We start from the raw sequence: 15,581 nt of genomic DNA, 5'->3' as shown, positions 1-15,581 counted from the left end.
CCCCCGCGCACGGCGGAGGGCCCGGTTTCAACCGTTCAGCTAAGTCAGCCGAGGACGAATTCCAGCGGCTTGACCTGCTTGAAGCCGCCCGAGGTTTTCAGCGCCTCGACAACGTCCGCGCTGACCGCCTCGTCGACATAGGCGATGGCGATCGCTTCGCCGCCCTGCTTGGAACGACCCAAGGTGAAGTTCGCGAGGTTCACGCCCTTCTCGCCGAGGATCGTGCCGAGCTTGCCGATGATGCCGGGCACGTCGTCGTTGGTGGTGTAGAGCATGTGCTCGCCCACTTCGGCGTCGATGTTGATGCCCTTGATCTGGATGAAGCGCGGCTTGCCATCCGAGAACACGGTACCCGCGATCGAGCGTTCCTTGCTTTCCGAGACGACGGTGACCTTGATGTAGCCCTCGAAGATACCGGTCTGGTCCTGCGAGGTGGTCGAGATCTGGATGCCGCGCTCTTTCGCGATGACCGGGGCGGAGACCATGTTCACGTCCGGCTGGCTGGCCTTGAGGATGCCCGAAACGACAGCCGCGTCGAGCGCCTTGAGGTTCATCTCGGACGCCACCCCGTCGAAGGTGATGTTGATCGCCTTGATCGCGTCCTCTGTCATCTGGCCGATGAAGCCGCCGAGGTGCTGCGCAAGTTTCACCCAGGGGCCCATGACTTTCGCTTCTTCAGCGGTCATCGAGGGCATGTTGAGCGCGTTCTCGACGGCGCCGTCCAGCAGGTAGTTCGACATCTGCTCTGCCACCTGCAGGGCCACGTTCTCCTGCGCTTCGGTGGTCGAGGCGCCGAGGTGCGGCGTGCAGACCACGTTCGGCAGGCCGAAGAGGACGTTATCGGTCGCCGGTTCCTCGGCGAAGACGTCGAAGGCCGCGCCCGCGACATGGCCCGACTTGATCAGATCGGCCAGCGCCTGCTCGTCGACCAGGCCGCCACGCGCACAGTTGATGATGCGCACACCGGGCTTGGTTTTCTGCAGGTTTTCCTTCGAGAGGATGTTGCGGGTCGAATCCGTAAGCGGCACGTGCAGAGTGATGAAGTCGGCGCGACGCAGCAGTTCGTCCAGCTCGACTTTCTCGACGCCCATATTGGCCGCCTTCTCTTCGCTCAGGAAGGGATCATAGGCCACGACCTTCATCTTCAGGCCGCGCGCGCGGTCGCAGACGATGCCGCCAATATTGCCCGCACCGATCACGCCGAGCGTCTTGGCGGTCAGTTCGACCCCCATGAATTTCGACTTTTCCCATTTGCCAGCCTGCGTCGAGGCATCGGCTTCGGGGATCTGGCGCGCAACGGCGAACATCATCGCGATGGCGTGCTCGGCGGTGGTGATCATGTTGCCGAAGGGCGTGTTCATCACGATCACGCCTTTCTTGCTCGCCGCTTCCTTGTCGACATTGTCGGTGCCGATACCGGCGCGGCCGACGACTTTCAGGTTGGTCGCGCTTTCCAGCAGTTTCGCCGTGACCTTGGTGGCCGAGCGGATGGCGAGACCGTCATACTTGCCGATCACCTCGGCGAGCTTTTCCTTGTCCTTGCCGAGCGAGGGTTCGAAATCGACCTCGATGCCACGGTCGCGGAAGATCTGGACGGCGGTTTCCGAGAGCTTGTCGGAGACGAGAACCTTGGGGGCCATTTTCTGGGCTCCTTGAATTTTCAGAATATCGGGAAAGGACGGGCCCGGAGGCCCGCCAATCTGTCACGGATCACGCTTGCGCGACGATCTCGGCCTCGAAGGCGTATTCGACCCAAGGCATCAGCGCCTCGACATCCGCCGTCTCGACGGTCGAGCCGCACCAGATGCGCAGACCGGCCGGGGCGTCGCGATAGGCGCCGAGATCGAGGCCGACGCCTTCAGCTTCGAGCCGCTTGGCGACGGCTTTGGCGAAGGCTGCGCCATCCTTGATGCGATCGTCGGTGAACTTGAGGCAGACCGAGGTGGTCGACGCGGTCGCCGGATCATTGGCGAGATTCGCGATCCACGGCTTTTCGGCGCAGAAATCCCAGACGACTTTCGCGTTGGCATCGGCGCGGTCGATCAGGCCTTTCAGCCCGCCCACCGACTTCGCCCAGTTCAGCGACACGAGGTAGTCTTCGACGCAGAGCATCGAGGGGGTGTTGATCGTCTCACCCTTGAAGATGCCCTCATTCAGCTTGCCGCCCTTGGTCATGCGGAAGATCTTCGGCAGCGGCCAGGCGGGGGAGTAATTCTCCAGCCGCTCGACGGCGCGGGGGCTCAGGATCAGCACGCCGTGACCGCCTTCGCCGCCCAGCACTTTCTGCCAGGAGAAGGTGGTGACATCGAGCTTGTCCCAGGGCAGCTCCATCGCGAAAGCGGCCGAGGTGGCGTCGCAGATGGTGAGGCCTTCGCGGTCCGCCGGGATCGCATCGCCATTGGGGACGCGCACGCCCGAGGTGGTGCCGTTCCACGTGAAAACCACGTCGGTGTTGAAGTCGATGGTGGAGAAATCGACGATATCGCCATAGTCGGCGGTCTTCGTCTCGGCCTCGATCTTGAGCTGCTTGACCACATCGGTCACCCAGCCGGCGCCAAAGCTTTCCCAAGCGACCATCGTCGCCTTGCGCTCGCCCAACAGCGACCACATTGCCATTTCGACGGCGCCGGTGTCGGAGGCGGGCACGATGCCGATGCGGTAATCGGCGGGCACGCCCAGAATTTCGCGGGTGGTGTCGATCGCCTCTTTCAGCTTCGCCTTGCCGATAGCGGCACGGTGCGAACGGCCCAGCGGCGCGTCATTGAGCATGTCGAGGGAGAAACCAGGGATCTTCGTGCAGGGGCCCGAAGAAAAACGCGGGTTTGCCGGCCGCGTAGCCGGAGCTTGAATAGCCATTGCTGGTATCCTTCCAGATATATGCCCTTCGTTGGGGAAGGGTGTCCCGCCGCCGGATGTACGCGTGGGGCCGCTCTGGTGCAAGGGGAGAATTCACCGCGAGGCCACACCTGCGTCAAAATGATGCCGGATCTCGATGCAGACTGGTGCGGCGGTCGTGATGTTGTATCGTTTCAACGATACGCGCCGGCGAGCATATGAGCCAAGGCAAAATCTTATTTTATAAACAGTATGATAAATCTTTCAGCTCGTGACATTTGTTCGCGTCACTCCGCTCGAACTGGGCGACCCAAGAGCTTTCAGACATGACTAAAGACAGCGCCCCGGAGGCAGCCGTGATCACGCCGATGCGAATTTGCATCATCACCCTGATGAAGAACGAAGGGCCTTTCATCCTCGAATGGTTGGCCCATTGGCGCAATCTCGGGGTGACCGATTTCATCGTCTTTTCGAACGACTGCTTCGATGGCACGGATGCGATTCTGGACCGGCTCGATGCTCTCGGGGTCGTGCAACACTTGCCCAACCCAGCATATCTGGCGGACACCAAACGCTTCCATCGACAAGCCTTGGCTTACGGGTCGCAATTGCGGCGCCACCGCGAGGCCGATTACACGATGATCTGCGATACCGACGAATTTCTGCATATCGACGTGGCGGATGGCACCCTTCCGGGGCTTCTGGCATTGCACGATTATCCCGATGCGATCTCCTTCGGTGAGCTGCTCTTCGGGTTCGGCGGGCGAGAAAGCTTCGAAGAAGGTCTCGTTACCGAGCGTTTCACCTGGGCGATCGACATGAGACCCGGAGCGCGCCGTGCCCGTCGTGGCGTGAAGACGATCGCAAAGGTCACGCCGACGGTCCTCGAATGGAACAACCATCGTCCGCAGATGGAGCGACGGCGCGGCATTCGTTGGCTCGACGGTGCCGGCGTCCCCGTGCCGCGTAAATACCGTGTCGGAACGGATCGCGGCTACGATGTGCGCGGGCGATATGATCAGGCATGGCTCGCGCATTATTCGGTACGCTCGGCGGAAAGCCTGTTACTGAAAATGGAGCGCGGCGACGCGGTGCGGCCGGACCGGCTGACTGCCAATTATGCGCGCAAACGCAGCTCTGCGCGCGAAGAAAACCGGACCATGCTGCGCTATGGATTGGCGATCCGGCGCGAGATGGGCCGCTTCCTCGAAGATCCGGTGTTGTCCGCGTTGCACACTGCGGCGATCGACGCTCATCATGCGCGGATCGCCGAACTGAAAGCCGACCCCGAGATGGCGGAGGTCTGGAAGACGTTCCGCGAAGTCTGCCAGACAGAGATAGCAACGCGCGCGGAGCGTTCCGGAACGGGTGAAGCCGAGAAATAGCGAGGCGACCGACACCCGGGGAGGAGGCGCAGGTTGCCCCGTGGCGACGCTCTGGCATGCGCCGGGAAATTGGTCTAATTCCGGCATCAAAATTCGGAGCCGATATTCCCCAAGGAGCGCGCATGTTTACCGCCACGCTGATCGCTGACCCGAAAGAGGCCAATCTGGATCAAGGCACGCTCGATGCGCTCTGTGGCGCATGGGGCGGTGGCGATGCGCGTTGGCTCAACCCGAATGTCGCAGCCGAGTTCATGGTGGACCGCGTGCCGTCGAATCGTTGGGAGGCGTGGGAGGGCCTGCAGGGGCTGGGCGTCGATCTGGTCGTGCAGCCCGCCGAGGGGCGTCGCAAGCAGATGCTGCTGGCAGATATGGACTCGACGATGATCCAGCAGGAATGCATCGACGAGCTGGCCGACGTGGCGGGCGTGGGTGAACGCGTGAAGGAGATCACCGCGCGGGCGATGAATGGCGAGCTGGATTTCGAAGGCGCGCTGACCGAGCGGGTCGGTCTGCTGAAAGGGCTGCCCGAGAGCGTGATTTCCGAGGTGATCGCGAACCGCATCAGCTTCATGCCCGGTGGGCACGATCTGGTCGCGACGATGAAGGCCCATGGTGCCTACTGTGTGCTCGTCTCGGGCGGCTTCACGGCCTTCACCGGCTATGTCGCGGAGACGCTGGGCTTCGACGAGAACCGCGCGAACCTGCTGCTGGTCGAGGATGGCAAGCTGACGGGCGTGCCCTCGCAGCCGATCCTCGGGCGCGAGGCCAAGGTTCAGGCTTTGCTGGAAATTTCGGAAAAACTGAAGCTGGATCACGCGCAGGTCATGGCCGTGGGCGACGGGGCGAACGATCTGGGAATGCTGAAGCTCGCCGGTGCGGGCGTGGCGCTGCATGCCAAGCCCTCCGTTGCCGCCGAATGCGACATCCGGATCAACTTCGGCGATCTGAGCGCGCTGCTCTACATTCAGGGCTATGCGGTGGAAGATTTCGCCTGACCGCCCTGCCAGACTTCGGTCAGGCGCCAATCGTCATCTAAATGCACCAGATCCCCTGCGAGACCGGGGGCGATCCGGCCCACCGGCGCGCCGATTGCCTCTGCCGGGATACGACTTGCCATCGCAAGCGCCTGTTCCGGTGATACGCCAACCTTCTCGATCATGAAGCGCACCGCCTGCGGCAGCGACAGATCGGCCCCGGCGAGCGTGCCGTCCTCCAGCCGCAGCGCCCCGTCGCGGCGCAGGATGCGGCGACCGGCGAGATCAAACTCGGTCAGATCGGACCCGGCGCAGGCCATCGCGTCGGAGACGAGGAAGACCTCGCCCTGCCGTTTCGCCTCCAGCGCCAGCCGGATCGTCTCGGGATGCACATGGATGCCGTCCGCGATCAGCCCAACGGAGACCGGCTGCGACAGCGCCGCGCCGACGAGTCCGGGTTCGCGCGAGCCCAGCTGGCTCATCGCATTGAAGAGATGGGTGACCATCCGCGCGCCTGCCGAGATGGCCTCCTGAGCCTCCGCGAAGCTGCAATCGGAATGGCCGAGGCTGACGACGATACCGGCATCGGAGAGGCGCGCGATCTGTTCGGGCGTCGCGTTGGCGGGCGAGAGCGTCACGATCAGCGCGGGCAGCCCGGTCTTCGCCTCCAGCAGCGTCTCGATATCCTCTTCGTCCATCGGTCGGATGCAACCCGGCGGGTGACAACCGGGGCGCTTCGGGTCGAGATGCGGGCCCTCCAGATGCAGCCCGCCGAAGCCCGGCACTCGCGACACGGCGGCGATACCTGCCGCCAGCACGGTCTGGGTCGCGGCGCGGGTATCGGTGATCAGCGTCGGCAGGATCGTCGTCGCGCCAAGATCGGCATGCGCGGCGCAGATCGTCGCGATCGTCTCCAGCGTCGCGCGCCCGTCGAGCATCACGCCGCCGCCGCCGTTCACCTGCAGATCGACAAGCCCGGGCGCGAGCGTGCCTCCCGGAAACTCGATCACCTCGCCTTCTGGCAGCTCCGCGATCGGGCAGAGCGCCGAGATTCGACTCTGTTCCAGCACGATTGCATAGTTTTCGTGGAAGGCGGCGCCATCGAAAACGCGCGCGCCCGTCAGGATCAGCTTGTCCAAAACGCATCCTCCATCGCCAATGCCAAGGCACCGTCCAGCGCGTTGCCTTTCGCCGCCCGCTGCGGCCAATCTTGCACCGCCAGACCCTGTCCGAGTCCGCCGAGCCACGTCACGGGCAGCGGCTCTTCGGGTTGCAACAGCGCGATGGCCTCCCTGATCTCCGTCTGCGCAGCCTCGCGCACGGCAACCGCGGCAGGGTCGGTCGACTGCAGGACGCGCGGCGCAAACCGCGCCCAATCGGCGGGGGTGGCGTCGAGGCTGAACGCGATCAGCCCGTTGCGCCCGTTCATCTCGTCGAGGAAGTCGCGCAGCAGCGGCGTCACCGGGCAGAAACCATCCAGCGCACGCCCCGCCCGCATTCCGAGCGCCCGGCCCATCCAAGCGCCCGAGCCCTCATCGCCCAGCCGCAAGCCCCAGCCACCGATCGCGTGTTGCTGACCGCCCAGCTGCCGCGCGAAGAACGAGCCGGTGCCAATGGCCGCGACGATACCGTCCTCCGGTCCTAGGGCGCCGCGCACCGAGGTCGTCACATCCTGTACGACGCGGGCGGGAAAAGGCAGCTCGGCGGCCAAAGCCTCGGCGGCGGGCGCATGGTTCGCCCCGGCCAGCCCGAGCACCGCGCGAATCTTCGGTGCATCGAGGGGCCGCATCGCGGTTTCGATGGCGGTGAAGATATTTTGCCGCGCCGCGTCGTAGTCGGAGGCGATATTCGCGGGGCCGGCCTCGCCGCGCCCGATGACGCGGCCTGACGCATCGGCGAACACCGCCCGGCATCCGCTGCCTCCGCCATCGACTGCAATGAAATGCATCCCCGCCTCCGTTTTCTGCGTAACAGTGCCAAATAGCGAACCCGAGAGAAAGCGCGTAACGAAATCCGCGCGTGAAACGACTTGGGGAAAGATCGCATCGCCTCTATCACTGGGGCGTCACCCACGGGAGGACCATGCGCAAACCTCTGATATTCCTTGGCCTGATCGCTCTGGCGGTGATCGCGACCCTTCTGGTGGCCGATCCCGACCCCGAACGGCTGCGCGCCCTGCGCGACAGTCTCGCGGCGTGGCGCGAGGCGCATCCGCTGGCGCTGCCCATCGGGTTCTTCGTCACCTACGTTGTCGTTACGGCGCTGTCGCTGCCCTTTGCGGTCTGGCTGACCCTTTTGGGCGCGGCGCTGCTGGGATTCTGGCAGGGGCTGGTGCTGATCTCCTTCGCGTCATCCATCGGGGCGCTGCTGGCCTTTCTGGTCGCGCGCTACCTGATGCGCGACTGGGTGCGCGGGCGGCTTGGCCCACGGCTTGCGAAGATCGAGAAAGGGGCGGCGCGCGACGGGGAATTCTATCTGTTCTCGCTGCGGCTGATTCCGGTCGTGCCGTTCTTCGTCATCAACCTCGCCTTCGGGCTGACCCGGATGAAAGCATGGAAATTCTATGCCGTCTCGCAGCTCGGCATGCTGCCCGGCACGGCCGTCTATGTCGCGGCGGGCGCGCAACTGGGCGATCTGGGCAGCCTGTCGGGGATCGTCTCACCGGGGCTGCTCGGCGCCTTCGCGGCGCTGGCGGTGTTTCCGTGGGTGGCGCGCGCGGCGCTACGATTCTGGGCGCGCAAGCGCGCTTATCGCGGCTATGAGCGCCCGGCCAAGTTCGACCGCAACCTGATCGTCATCGGCGCAGGGGCGGCGGGGCTTGTGGCGTCTTATGTCGCGGCCCAAGCAAAGGCGAAAGTCACGCTGGTGCAGGACGGCCCGATGGGCGGCGATTGCCTGAATTTCGGCTGCGTGCCGTCGAAGGCGCTGATTGCCTCGGCGAGGGCTGTGGGTGTGGCACGCGGTTCCGAGGCGCTGGGCGTGCGCGCGGATGTCTCGGTCGATTGGTCCGTCGTGACGCGGCGGATATCCGAGGTGATCGCGCAGATTGAGCCGAATGATTCCGTGGAGCGCTATGAAGGTTTGGGCGTCGAGGTGATCGAAGGCCATGCGCGACTGGAAGACCCGTGGACCGTGCGCGTGGGCGACCAGCGCCTGACGACGCGCGGCGTCGTGCTCGCGACCGGCGCGGCTCCGGTGATCCCGCCGATCGAGGGGATCGGATCGGTCGAGCCCCTGACCTCGGACACGCTGTGGGAGGCGCTCGCTGCGATGCCTGCGCCGCCCGAGAGGATGGTGATCCTTGGCGGTGGCCCGATCGGCAGCGAGATAGCGCAGGCGCTGGCGCGTCTTGGGGCGGGCGTGACGGTCGTCGAGGCGGCGGAGCGGCTGTTGATCCGTGAAGATACCGAGGCCTCGGACGCCATCGCGGCCGCGTTGCGCGCCGATGGGGCCGATCTGAAGCTTGGTGCGAAGGCGATCCGCTTCGGGCGGGAGGAGTCCAGCACGGATGGACGTAAATGGCTGGAGCTGGAAGACGGCTCCAAGATTCAGTTCGACACGCTGCTGGTCGCGGTCGGACGCAAGGCGCGGCTCGAAGGCTTTGGGCTGGAGGAGCTGGGCATTCCGGCAAACAAAGTGATCGAGACGAACGACTACCTCGAGACGCTGATGCCGAATATCTACGCCGCAGGCGATTCGGCCGGGCCCTTGCAGCTTACCAACGCCGCGGGCCATCAGGGCTGGATCGCGGCGGCGAATTCGCTGGCCTCGCCGTTCTGGCGCTTCAAGGCCCATGCCGCGCCGATCCCGCATGCGGTCTTCACCACGCCGGAGCTGGCGCGGGTGGGGATCACGGCGACTCAGGCCGAGGCCGAGGGCGTGCATCACGAAGTCACGACATATCCGCTTGGCGATTTGGACCGGGCGCTGGCCGAAGGCGCGGGACAGGGCTTCGTGCGGATTCTCACCGCGAAGGGCTCGGACAAGATCCTCGGTGCCACGGTCTGCGGAGCGCATGCGGCCGAGGTGCTGGCGGAATTCGCGCTGGCGATGCGGCACGGGCTGGGCTTGGGCAAGATTCTCTCGACGCCGCATATCTATCCGAGCTGGTCGGAGGCCGCGAAGAACGCCGCCGGGCGCTGGCGGCAGTCGCATGTGAACCCGCGAACGCTACGTATCGCCGAGCGCTTCATGACATGGAGGCGCGGATGATCGACGCAGCTCTCCTGCCGCTGCAACGTGCCATGATGCAGCCCCCCGCCGAGGCGCTGGCCGCGCGCGATATCCGCGCCGATCAGGTGACGGTGGCGGGCTTCGCGCTGGGTCTGCTCGCGATTCCGGCGCTGGCCTTGCACGCCTATTGGCTGGCGCTGGCGCTGATCCTGATCAACCGGGTCGCGGACGGGCTCGACGGGGCCATCGCGCGGATCAAGGGGCCGACCGATCGCGGTGCGTTCCTCGATATCGCGCTGGATTTTCTGTTCTACGCGCTGATCCCGGTGGGCTTCGCTCTGGCTGATCCGGCCCGTAACGCGCTCGCCGCTTCCATCCTGATCGCGGCCTTCGTCGGCACCGGGTCGAGCTTCCTCGCTTTCGCCTCGATCGCCGCCAAGCGCGGGATGAGCACCGATGCCTATCCGACGAAGGGCATCTACTACCTCGGCGGCCTTACCGAAGGGGCCGAGACGATCCTGTTCTTCGCGGCGATCTGCCTGTTTCCGCAAGCCTTCCCGATCCTAGCCGGGATCTTCGCCGCCGCCTGTTTCGTGACCACCGTGACCCGCTGGCTGATGGGCTGGCGGGCGTTTTCCTGAACGGAGAGAGTATGAGAAACCTTCTTGCCGTCCCGGTTCTTGCCGCGAGTCTCGCGCTGCCGCTCGCCGCGCCCGCCTTCGCCGATTGGGCACAGACGCAGGCTGAGGCGAAGGGCCAGACGGTCTATTTCAACGCCTGGGGCGGCGATCCGCGCACCAACGCTTTCATCGACTGGGTGTCCGATCAGATGCAGGAGAAATACGGTGTCACGGTCGAGCAGGTGAAACTGTCCGACACTGCCGAAGCCGTTTCGCGCGTGCAGGCCGAGAAGGCGGCAGGCAAAGATGACGGCGGCGCGGTGGACCTTATCTGGATCAACGGGCCGAACTTTCTGGCGATGAAGGACGCGGGGCTGCTGCATGGGCCGTTCGTGAGCGATCTGCCCAATGCGAAATATCTCGACCTGTCGGAAGGCTCGGCGGCCACGACCGATTTCACCGTGCCGACCGAGGGCTATGAGAGCCCTTGGCGGCTTGCGAAATTCGCCTTCGCCTATGATGCGGAGCGGGTGAACGAACCGCCGAAGGATATGGCGGGGCTTCTGGATTGGGCCAAGGCGCATCCGGGCCGCTTCACCCATCCCAACCCGTCGAATTTCATGGGGGCGAGCTTCCTCAAGCAGGCGCTGGTCGAGTTGGCGCCCGATCCGGCGGCGCTGTCGCAGCCCGTGACGGACGAGGCCTATACCAAGGAAACCGCGCCGCTCTGGGCGTGGTACGATGCGTTGCGCCCGCTGATGTGGCGCGAAGGCAAATCCTTCCCCGAGAACGAAAGCGTGCAGGCGCAACTGCTGGCCGATGGCGAGGTCGATTTCGCGATGTTCTTCGATCCCGCCGCGCCCGCCGCGATGATCGAACAGGGCGTGCTGCCGCCCTCGGTCCGTGTCTGGGTGCCCGAAGGTGGCACGATCGGGAATATCTCCTACGTCGCGATTCCCTATAACGCGGCGCATCAGGCGGGGGCGGAGCTGGTCGCGAATTTCCTGCTCGATCCGGCCACGCAGGCGCATATGCAGGACATCCGCGTGCTGGGAAGTTTCTCGGTGCTCGATCCGGCGAAGCTGGACCAGGCGGCGAAACAGGCCTTCGCTGATTTGCCCACCGCGCCCGCGCTGCCGACGCTGGAGGAGTTGGGCCCGACCCTGCCCGAGCCGCACCCGAGCTGGATGACCAAGCTCACCGAGGACTGGGCGCAGCGCTACACGAAGTGAGGTTCCGATGCGGCTCGCCGGGGCGATCCTGACGCTGGTGATCGGCGCGCCGGTGCTGCTGGGCGCGGCGCTGACGCTGGCGACCGGCTTCGGCTGGCAGCCGGGGCTGGGGCGGGTCGCGCTGGGCTGGAACGGTTTCGCCGAGGCGCTGGCCGCGCCCGGTATCCTCACCTCGCTGCGGCTGACGCTGGTGACCGGTTTGGGGGCTACGCTGCTGTCGCTTGCGGCTTCGATCCCGCTCGCGCGCAGGCTGATGACGCGGCAATCGGCGTCGCGCTGGCTGACGCCTCTGCTCGCGGCGCCCCATGCGGCGCTGGCGATCGGGCTGGCCTTCCTGATCGCGCCCTCGGGCTGGGCCGCGCGGTTGATCTCGCCCTGGGCGACTGGCTGGGACTTGCCGCCGCAGATCGTCACTGTGGGCGACCCGTGGGGGCTGTCGCTGATCGTCGGGCTGATGCTGAAAGAGGTGCCGTTCCTGACGCTGATGACGCTGGTCGCCGTCGCGCAGCGACCGGTGGCGGCGCAGATGGCGGCGGGGCGTGCGCTTGGCTACGCGCCGGGGCGCGTCTGGGCGCGGATCGTCTGGCCGCAGCTTTACCCGGCGCTGCGCCTGCCGGTGCTGATCGTGCTGGCCTTCTCGCTGTCGGTCGTGGACATGGCGCTGATCCTCGGGCCGTCGAACCCGCCGACGCTGGCGGTGCGGATCCTGCGGCTCTACGGCGCGCCGGATCCCGCGCAGGCGGTGCCCGCCTCGGCGCTGGCGGTGATCCTGCTGGTGGTGATGGGGGCGAGTGCGGCGCTTTGGATGGCCGGCGAGCGCGCGGTGGCACGGCTGGGCAAGACGGCGATCCGCGCTGGGCATCGCGGCACCTCGCGGCGAAACTGGAGCGGCGCTGGCCTGATCGGGGCGGGCGGTCTGCTGGCGATCGGATCGCTCGGCGCGCTGATCCTGTGGAGCCTCGCGAGCTTCTGGCGCTTTCCCGATGCCATGCCCGCCGATCTGACGCTCAAACGCTGGGCCAGCGCGGATTGGGCAGGGCCCGCTCTGACCAGCTTGTCCCTTGCGCTGGTCTCGACCGGGCTGGCGGTGATCCTCGCGATGCTCTGGTTGGAAAGCGAGGATCGCTCCGGCAAGCGCCTGCCGCTCGGCGCCTTGATCGTCCTGCCGCTTTTGCTGCCGCAGATCGGGTTTCTGCAGGGGCTGACGACGGGGTTTCTCTGGCTCGGCCTGCCGCCCGGGCCGGTCGCGGTGACATGGGCCGAACTGCTGTTCGTCTTTCCCTATGTGATGATCGCGCTGGCCGGGCCGTGGCGCGCGCTCGACCCGGCGCATCTCGCCAGTGCGGCGAGCCTCGGGGCCGGGCCGACGCGACGCCTGCTGCGGATCAAGCTGCCGATGCTGCTCGGTCCGATCTGCGCGGCGGCGGCGATCGGGGTCGCGGTGTCGGTCGCGCAATATCTCGCAGTTCTGCTGCCCGGGGCGGGGCGCGTTCAGGCGCTGGCGACCGAAGCGGTCGCGCTCGCCTCGGGGGCGGATCGGCGGCTGGCCGCGATCCTCGCGCTCATGCAGGCGGCGCTGCCATGGCTGGGTTTCGCGCTGGCGCTCGCCGTGCCGGCATGGTGGCATCGCAATCGGCGCGGGTTGCGCGGAGGAGTGGCATGAGCCTCGAGCTGATCGATCTGAGCCTGACCGCGCCCGGCACCTCCGCGCCGCTCTTCGCGCCGCTGTCGCTGGTCGTGGCGCCTGGCGAGACCGTCTGCCTGATGGGGCCGTCCGGGATCGGCAAGTCGAGCCTGCTCGCCCATATCGGCGGGCACCTGCCGCGTGGGTTCACGGCCTCGGGCGATGTGCGGCTCGATGGCGAAAGCGTCACGCAGCTGCCCGCCGAGAAACGCGGCATCGGGATGCTGTTTCAGCAGGCGCAGCTTTTCCCACATCTCTCGGTGGGCGACAATCTGGCCTTCGGGCTGCCCGGGCAGGTGAAGGGCAAGGCGGCCCGGCGCGCGGCGGTCGAGGCGGCATTGGAACAGGCCGGGCTTGCGGGCATGGCTGATCGCGATCCGGCGACGCTGTCGGGCGGGCAGAGCACCCGTGCGGCGCTGATGCGCACTCTGCTTGCCCGGCCCCGCGCGGTGTTGATCGACGAGCCCTTCGCCGCGCTCGACGCGGAGCTGCGGGCCGAGATCCGCAGTTTCACGCTGCAGCATCTCGCGGCCGAGCGGATCCCTTGCCTGATGGTCAGCCACGATCCGGAGGATGGCGCGGCAGCTGCGCGCCGGATCACATTGGGCTGAACCCCGCGCAGCCGCAGTGCGGCGAGCCCCGGCAGACTTGCGCGTTGAGGGCCCTGAGGCTATCTCAAAACTCATGATTTCTGCTGTCAAACACCGCTCGTCGCGTCTTTTGGCCCCCCTCGCCCTCGCGCTGGGGGGCACCGGATTGCTGGCGGGGTGTCAGCCGACAGCCTTCGGTTCGGCGCAGGTCGCAAAAGCCCGCACCACGCTCGCGAATGGCGCGCTGACGGTAGCCGCGCCGAAGGGCTGGTGCGTCGATCCGAAAAGCCTGCGCAATTCCGGTGCGGGGGGGTTCGCGCTGTTCGGCAATTGCGCTGCAATCTCGCGCAATGCCGAGGATGCCCATGCGCCAGAGCCCGCGCTGCTGAGCGTCACCGTCGGGCCGCCCGCGCTGGAGGATGGCTCCGGCAAGCTGTCACGGGATCGGCTCAAGAAGATCGGCGATTTCTTCCATTCCGAGATTGGGCGGGCGGCGCTGTCGCGATCCGGCGAGGCGGGCGACGTCACTATCAAAGGCACCGATATCGCCGATGGCACCTTGCTGCTGCGGGTCGAGGATCGCTCCGGCACCGGCGGGCCGCCGATCGCCAAGACCTATCTGCGGGGCGTCACCGCGCTTGGCGGGCGGATCACCGCGCTGTCGGTTATGCCGCTGAAGGAAGGCGAATTGAGCTACGCCCAGCAGCGCCAGTTGCTGGAGAAATTCATCGCCGCGATCCGCGCCGCGAACTGACCGTGCGGACGTGACGCTCCGAGCGCGCGTCGCCACGCCGGAACATGATGACTTCGCCCGGAAATTTCCCTTTCTCAGAATCCGCTGATAAGGAATAACTGCTGTGATGCCGCAAGCGGCAACGGCAGGACGGGAAAGAAGGGCGGGACATGGCGGGGCGAAACGGCGGATCGCTGTTGCAACGGATTGCCGAGCGGCGCAGCTTGCGGCGCTGGCGCGATGCGGCGTCCACGGTGCCCACGCTTGGGCCTGATGGACTGCGCAGTCTGCGCGCCCGGGCGCGCGCGCTGCGCAACGAGCTCGACACGGTGCTCCGCGCGACCGAGCAGCGGCTGACGGCCTTTCCCGGTGATACGTCGGTTCGCAAGCCCGCGGGCAGTGACTGGGCGTGGCGTCCGCTGCTCTGGCGGGTGAAGGCGCATCCGCACGGTGTCGCGGGGGCGCAAAGTCGCGACAAGCTTGGCTATGACCTCATCCTGTTCCATGACTGCCCTCGGTCCGAGATAACGCTGCGCCAGATCCGTAATACCAAGGGCGAGACGCTCGCGCCGTTCGGGCTGCGGCTCGATGTGCTGCGCTTCGAAGGCTCGTTCCTGTCGCTGGTGCTCGACCTGCCCGATGCGGCGCTTGGCGGGCTGCAACTCAACCATCTCATCCGGCTGGAGATGCAGCTGGAGTGCGAGCGGGAACTGGAGGTGTTCTGCCGCCTCAACATCAAGCACGGCCCCAATTCGGAGCAGCTGGTGCGCGAATTGCCCCGAGGCGAGGGCGCGCGCTATGTCGAATTCGATCTGGCCTATACGCGGATGAACGAGCGGCGGTTGGAAAAGGTATGGGTCGACCTGATTTTCGAAAACCCACGGATGAACGAGGTGGTGATCCGCGATCTCACCTTCGCGCGCTACCCGCGCGCCGAGCTGTGACGGAGGCGAGGATGCTGGAAAATTCACGGATCAAGGCCGGGCGCTGGGAGGCGGTGAGCCACGAGAAAGAGACGCCCGATCTTGAGGTGCGCCATCAGGGCGAGGTGCTGGAAGGGCTGTTGCTGACTGGCGAGCCGGGCGACTGGCGCCTCTCGCAGCCGATCCCGGCGGAGTTGCTGAGTGAGGGGGTACTGACCTTCCTCGTCTGCCGCAAATCGGATGGCGAGGTGATCGACCGCTTCTCTCTGGTAGCAGGCGCGCCGCTCGCGGGTGATCTGCGCGCCGAGATCGACCTGCTGCGCACCGAGTTGGACATGCTGTCGCGCGCCTTCCGCCAGCATTGCGCCGAGAGCGAAAGCTGAGCCTTTTGCGCGCGCCCTCGCGCGGGCGCGCGCACGCGTAGAAGAAAGA

General features: G+C 66.1%; 14 protein-coding genes. 10 read left to right on the top strand and 4 right to left on the bottom strand.

Features of this window, described 5'->3' with window-relative positions:
* Positions 1-44 precede the first annotated feature (44 nt).
* Positions 45-1,640, bottom strand: coding sequence for a phosphoglycerate dehydrogenase (serA, locus tag B6V72_RS09410; RefSeq protein WP_075775352.1), 1,596 nt, complete (start codon positions 1,638-1,640; stop codon positions 45-47).
* A gap of 70 nt (positions 1,641-1,710) precedes the next feature.
* Entirely contained in the window at positions 1,711-2,856 is a 1,146-nt protein-coding gene (locus B6V72_RS09405; RefSeq protein WP_088735404.1) for a phosphoserine transaminase, read from the bottom strand.
* Positions 2,857-3,161: 305 nt separating this feature from the next.
* Here B6V72_RS09405 and B6V72_RS09400 point away from each other — a divergent pair, with 305 nt between their 5' ends.
* Both B6V72_RS09400 and serB read left to right on the top strand, forming a co-directional pair.
* Positions 3,162-4,220: a glycosyltransferase family 2 protein gene (locus B6V72_RS09400; protein WP_088735403.1), complete on the top strand. Its 1,059-nt coding sequence runs from the start codon at positions 3,162-3,164 to the stop codon at positions 4,218-4,220.
* Between the two features lie 122 nt (positions 4,221-4,342).
* A complete protein-coding gene (gene serB / locus B6V72_RS09395; protein ID WP_075775355.1) occupies positions 4,343-5,215 on the top strand; it encodes a phosphoserine phosphatase SerB in 873 nt (290 codons plus the stop codon).
* On the opposite strand, the gene nagA is transcribed toward serB, so the two are convergent.
* A complete protein-coding gene (gene nagA, locus B6V72_RS09390) occupies positions 5,191-6,333 on the bottom strand; it encodes an N-acetylglucosamine-6-phosphate deacetylase (protein WP_088735402.1) in 1,143 nt (380 codons plus the stop codon). The two genes, serB and nagA, sit on opposite strands and share 25 nt — an antisense overlap.
* On the bottom strand, positions 6,321-7,142 hold the full coding sequence (locus B6V72_RS09385; protein ID WP_088727652.1) for a BadF/BadG/BcrA/BcrD ATPase family protein: 822 nt from the start codon (positions 7,140-7,142) through the stop codon (positions 6,321-6,323). The genes nagA and B6V72_RS09385 overlap by 13 nt, the downstream gene beginning before the upstream one ends.
* A gap of 134 nt (positions 7,143-7,276) precedes the next feature.
* Between B6V72_RS09385 and B6V72_RS09380 the strand changes: the two genes are divergently transcribed.
* From B6V72_RS09380 to B6V72_RS09345, 8 genes are all read left to right on the top strand, one after another.
* Entirely contained in the window at positions 7,277-9,406 is a 2,130-nt protein-coding gene (locus tag B6V72_RS09380) for a bifunctional TVP38/TMEM64 family protein/FAD-dependent oxidoreductase (RefSeq protein ID WP_088735401.1), read from the top strand.
* A complete protein-coding gene (locus tag B6V72_RS09375) occupies positions 9,403-10,008 on the top strand; it encodes a CDP-alcohol phosphatidyltransferase family protein (RefSeq protein ID WP_088723122.1) in 606 nt (201 codons plus the stop codon). Before B6V72_RS09380 ends, B6V72_RS09375 begins: the two co-directional genes overlap by 4 nt.
* 11 nt (positions 10,009-10,019) lie before the next feature.
* Complete coding sequence (locus B6V72_RS09370; protein WP_088735400.1) at positions 10,020-11,219, top strand: ABC transporter substrate-binding protein; 1,200 nt, start codon at positions 10,020-10,022, stop codon at positions 11,217-11,219.
* Positions 11,220-11,226: 7 nt separating this feature from the next.
* Positions 11,227-12,882 carry an ABC transporter permease gene (locus tag B6V72_RS09365; protein WP_088735399.1) on the top strand — a complete coding sequence of 552 codons (1,656 nt, stop codon included), beginning with the start codon at positions 11,227-11,229 and terminating at the stop codon, positions 12,880-12,882.
* On the top strand, positions 12,879-13,514 hold the full coding sequence (locus tag B6V72_RS09360; protein ID WP_088735398.1) for an ATP-binding cassette domain-containing protein: 636 nt from the start codon (positions 12,879-12,881) through the stop codon (positions 13,512-13,514). Before B6V72_RS09365 ends, B6V72_RS09360 begins: the two co-directional genes overlap by 4 nt.
* Positions 13,515-13,587: 73 nt before the next feature.
* Complete coding sequence (locus B6V72_RS09355; protein ID WP_088719828.1) at positions 13,588-14,247, top strand: hypothetical protein; 660 nt, start codon at positions 13,588-13,590, stop codon at positions 14,245-14,247.
* A gap of 149 nt (positions 14,248-14,396) precedes the next feature.
* The gene (locus B6V72_RS09350) at positions 14,397-15,170 is read left to right on the top strand and encodes a DUF6478 family protein (RefSeq protein ID WP_088735397.1); all 774 of its coding nucleotides are present in this window, start codon (positions 14,397-14,399) and stop codon (positions 15,168-15,170) included.
* A gap of 11 nt (positions 15,171-15,181) precedes the next feature.
* Positions 15,182-15,532, top strand: coding sequence for a hypothetical protein (locus B6V72_RS09345; protein ID WP_233243058.1), 351 nt, complete (start codon positions 15,182-15,184; stop codon positions 15,530-15,532).
* The last annotated feature ends 49 nt before the right edge of the window (positions 15,533-15,581 follow it).

Origin of the sequence: Thioclava sp. F34-6 (assembly GCF_002213235.1) — a bacterium.
Classification (GTDB): Bacteria; Pseudomonadota; Alphaproteobacteria; order Rhodobacterales; family Rhodobacteraceae; genus Thioclava; species Thioclava nitratireducens.
The sequence above is the reverse complement of the archived record's forward strand: the minus strand, read 5'-3'. Positions and strand labels throughout refer to the sequence as shown.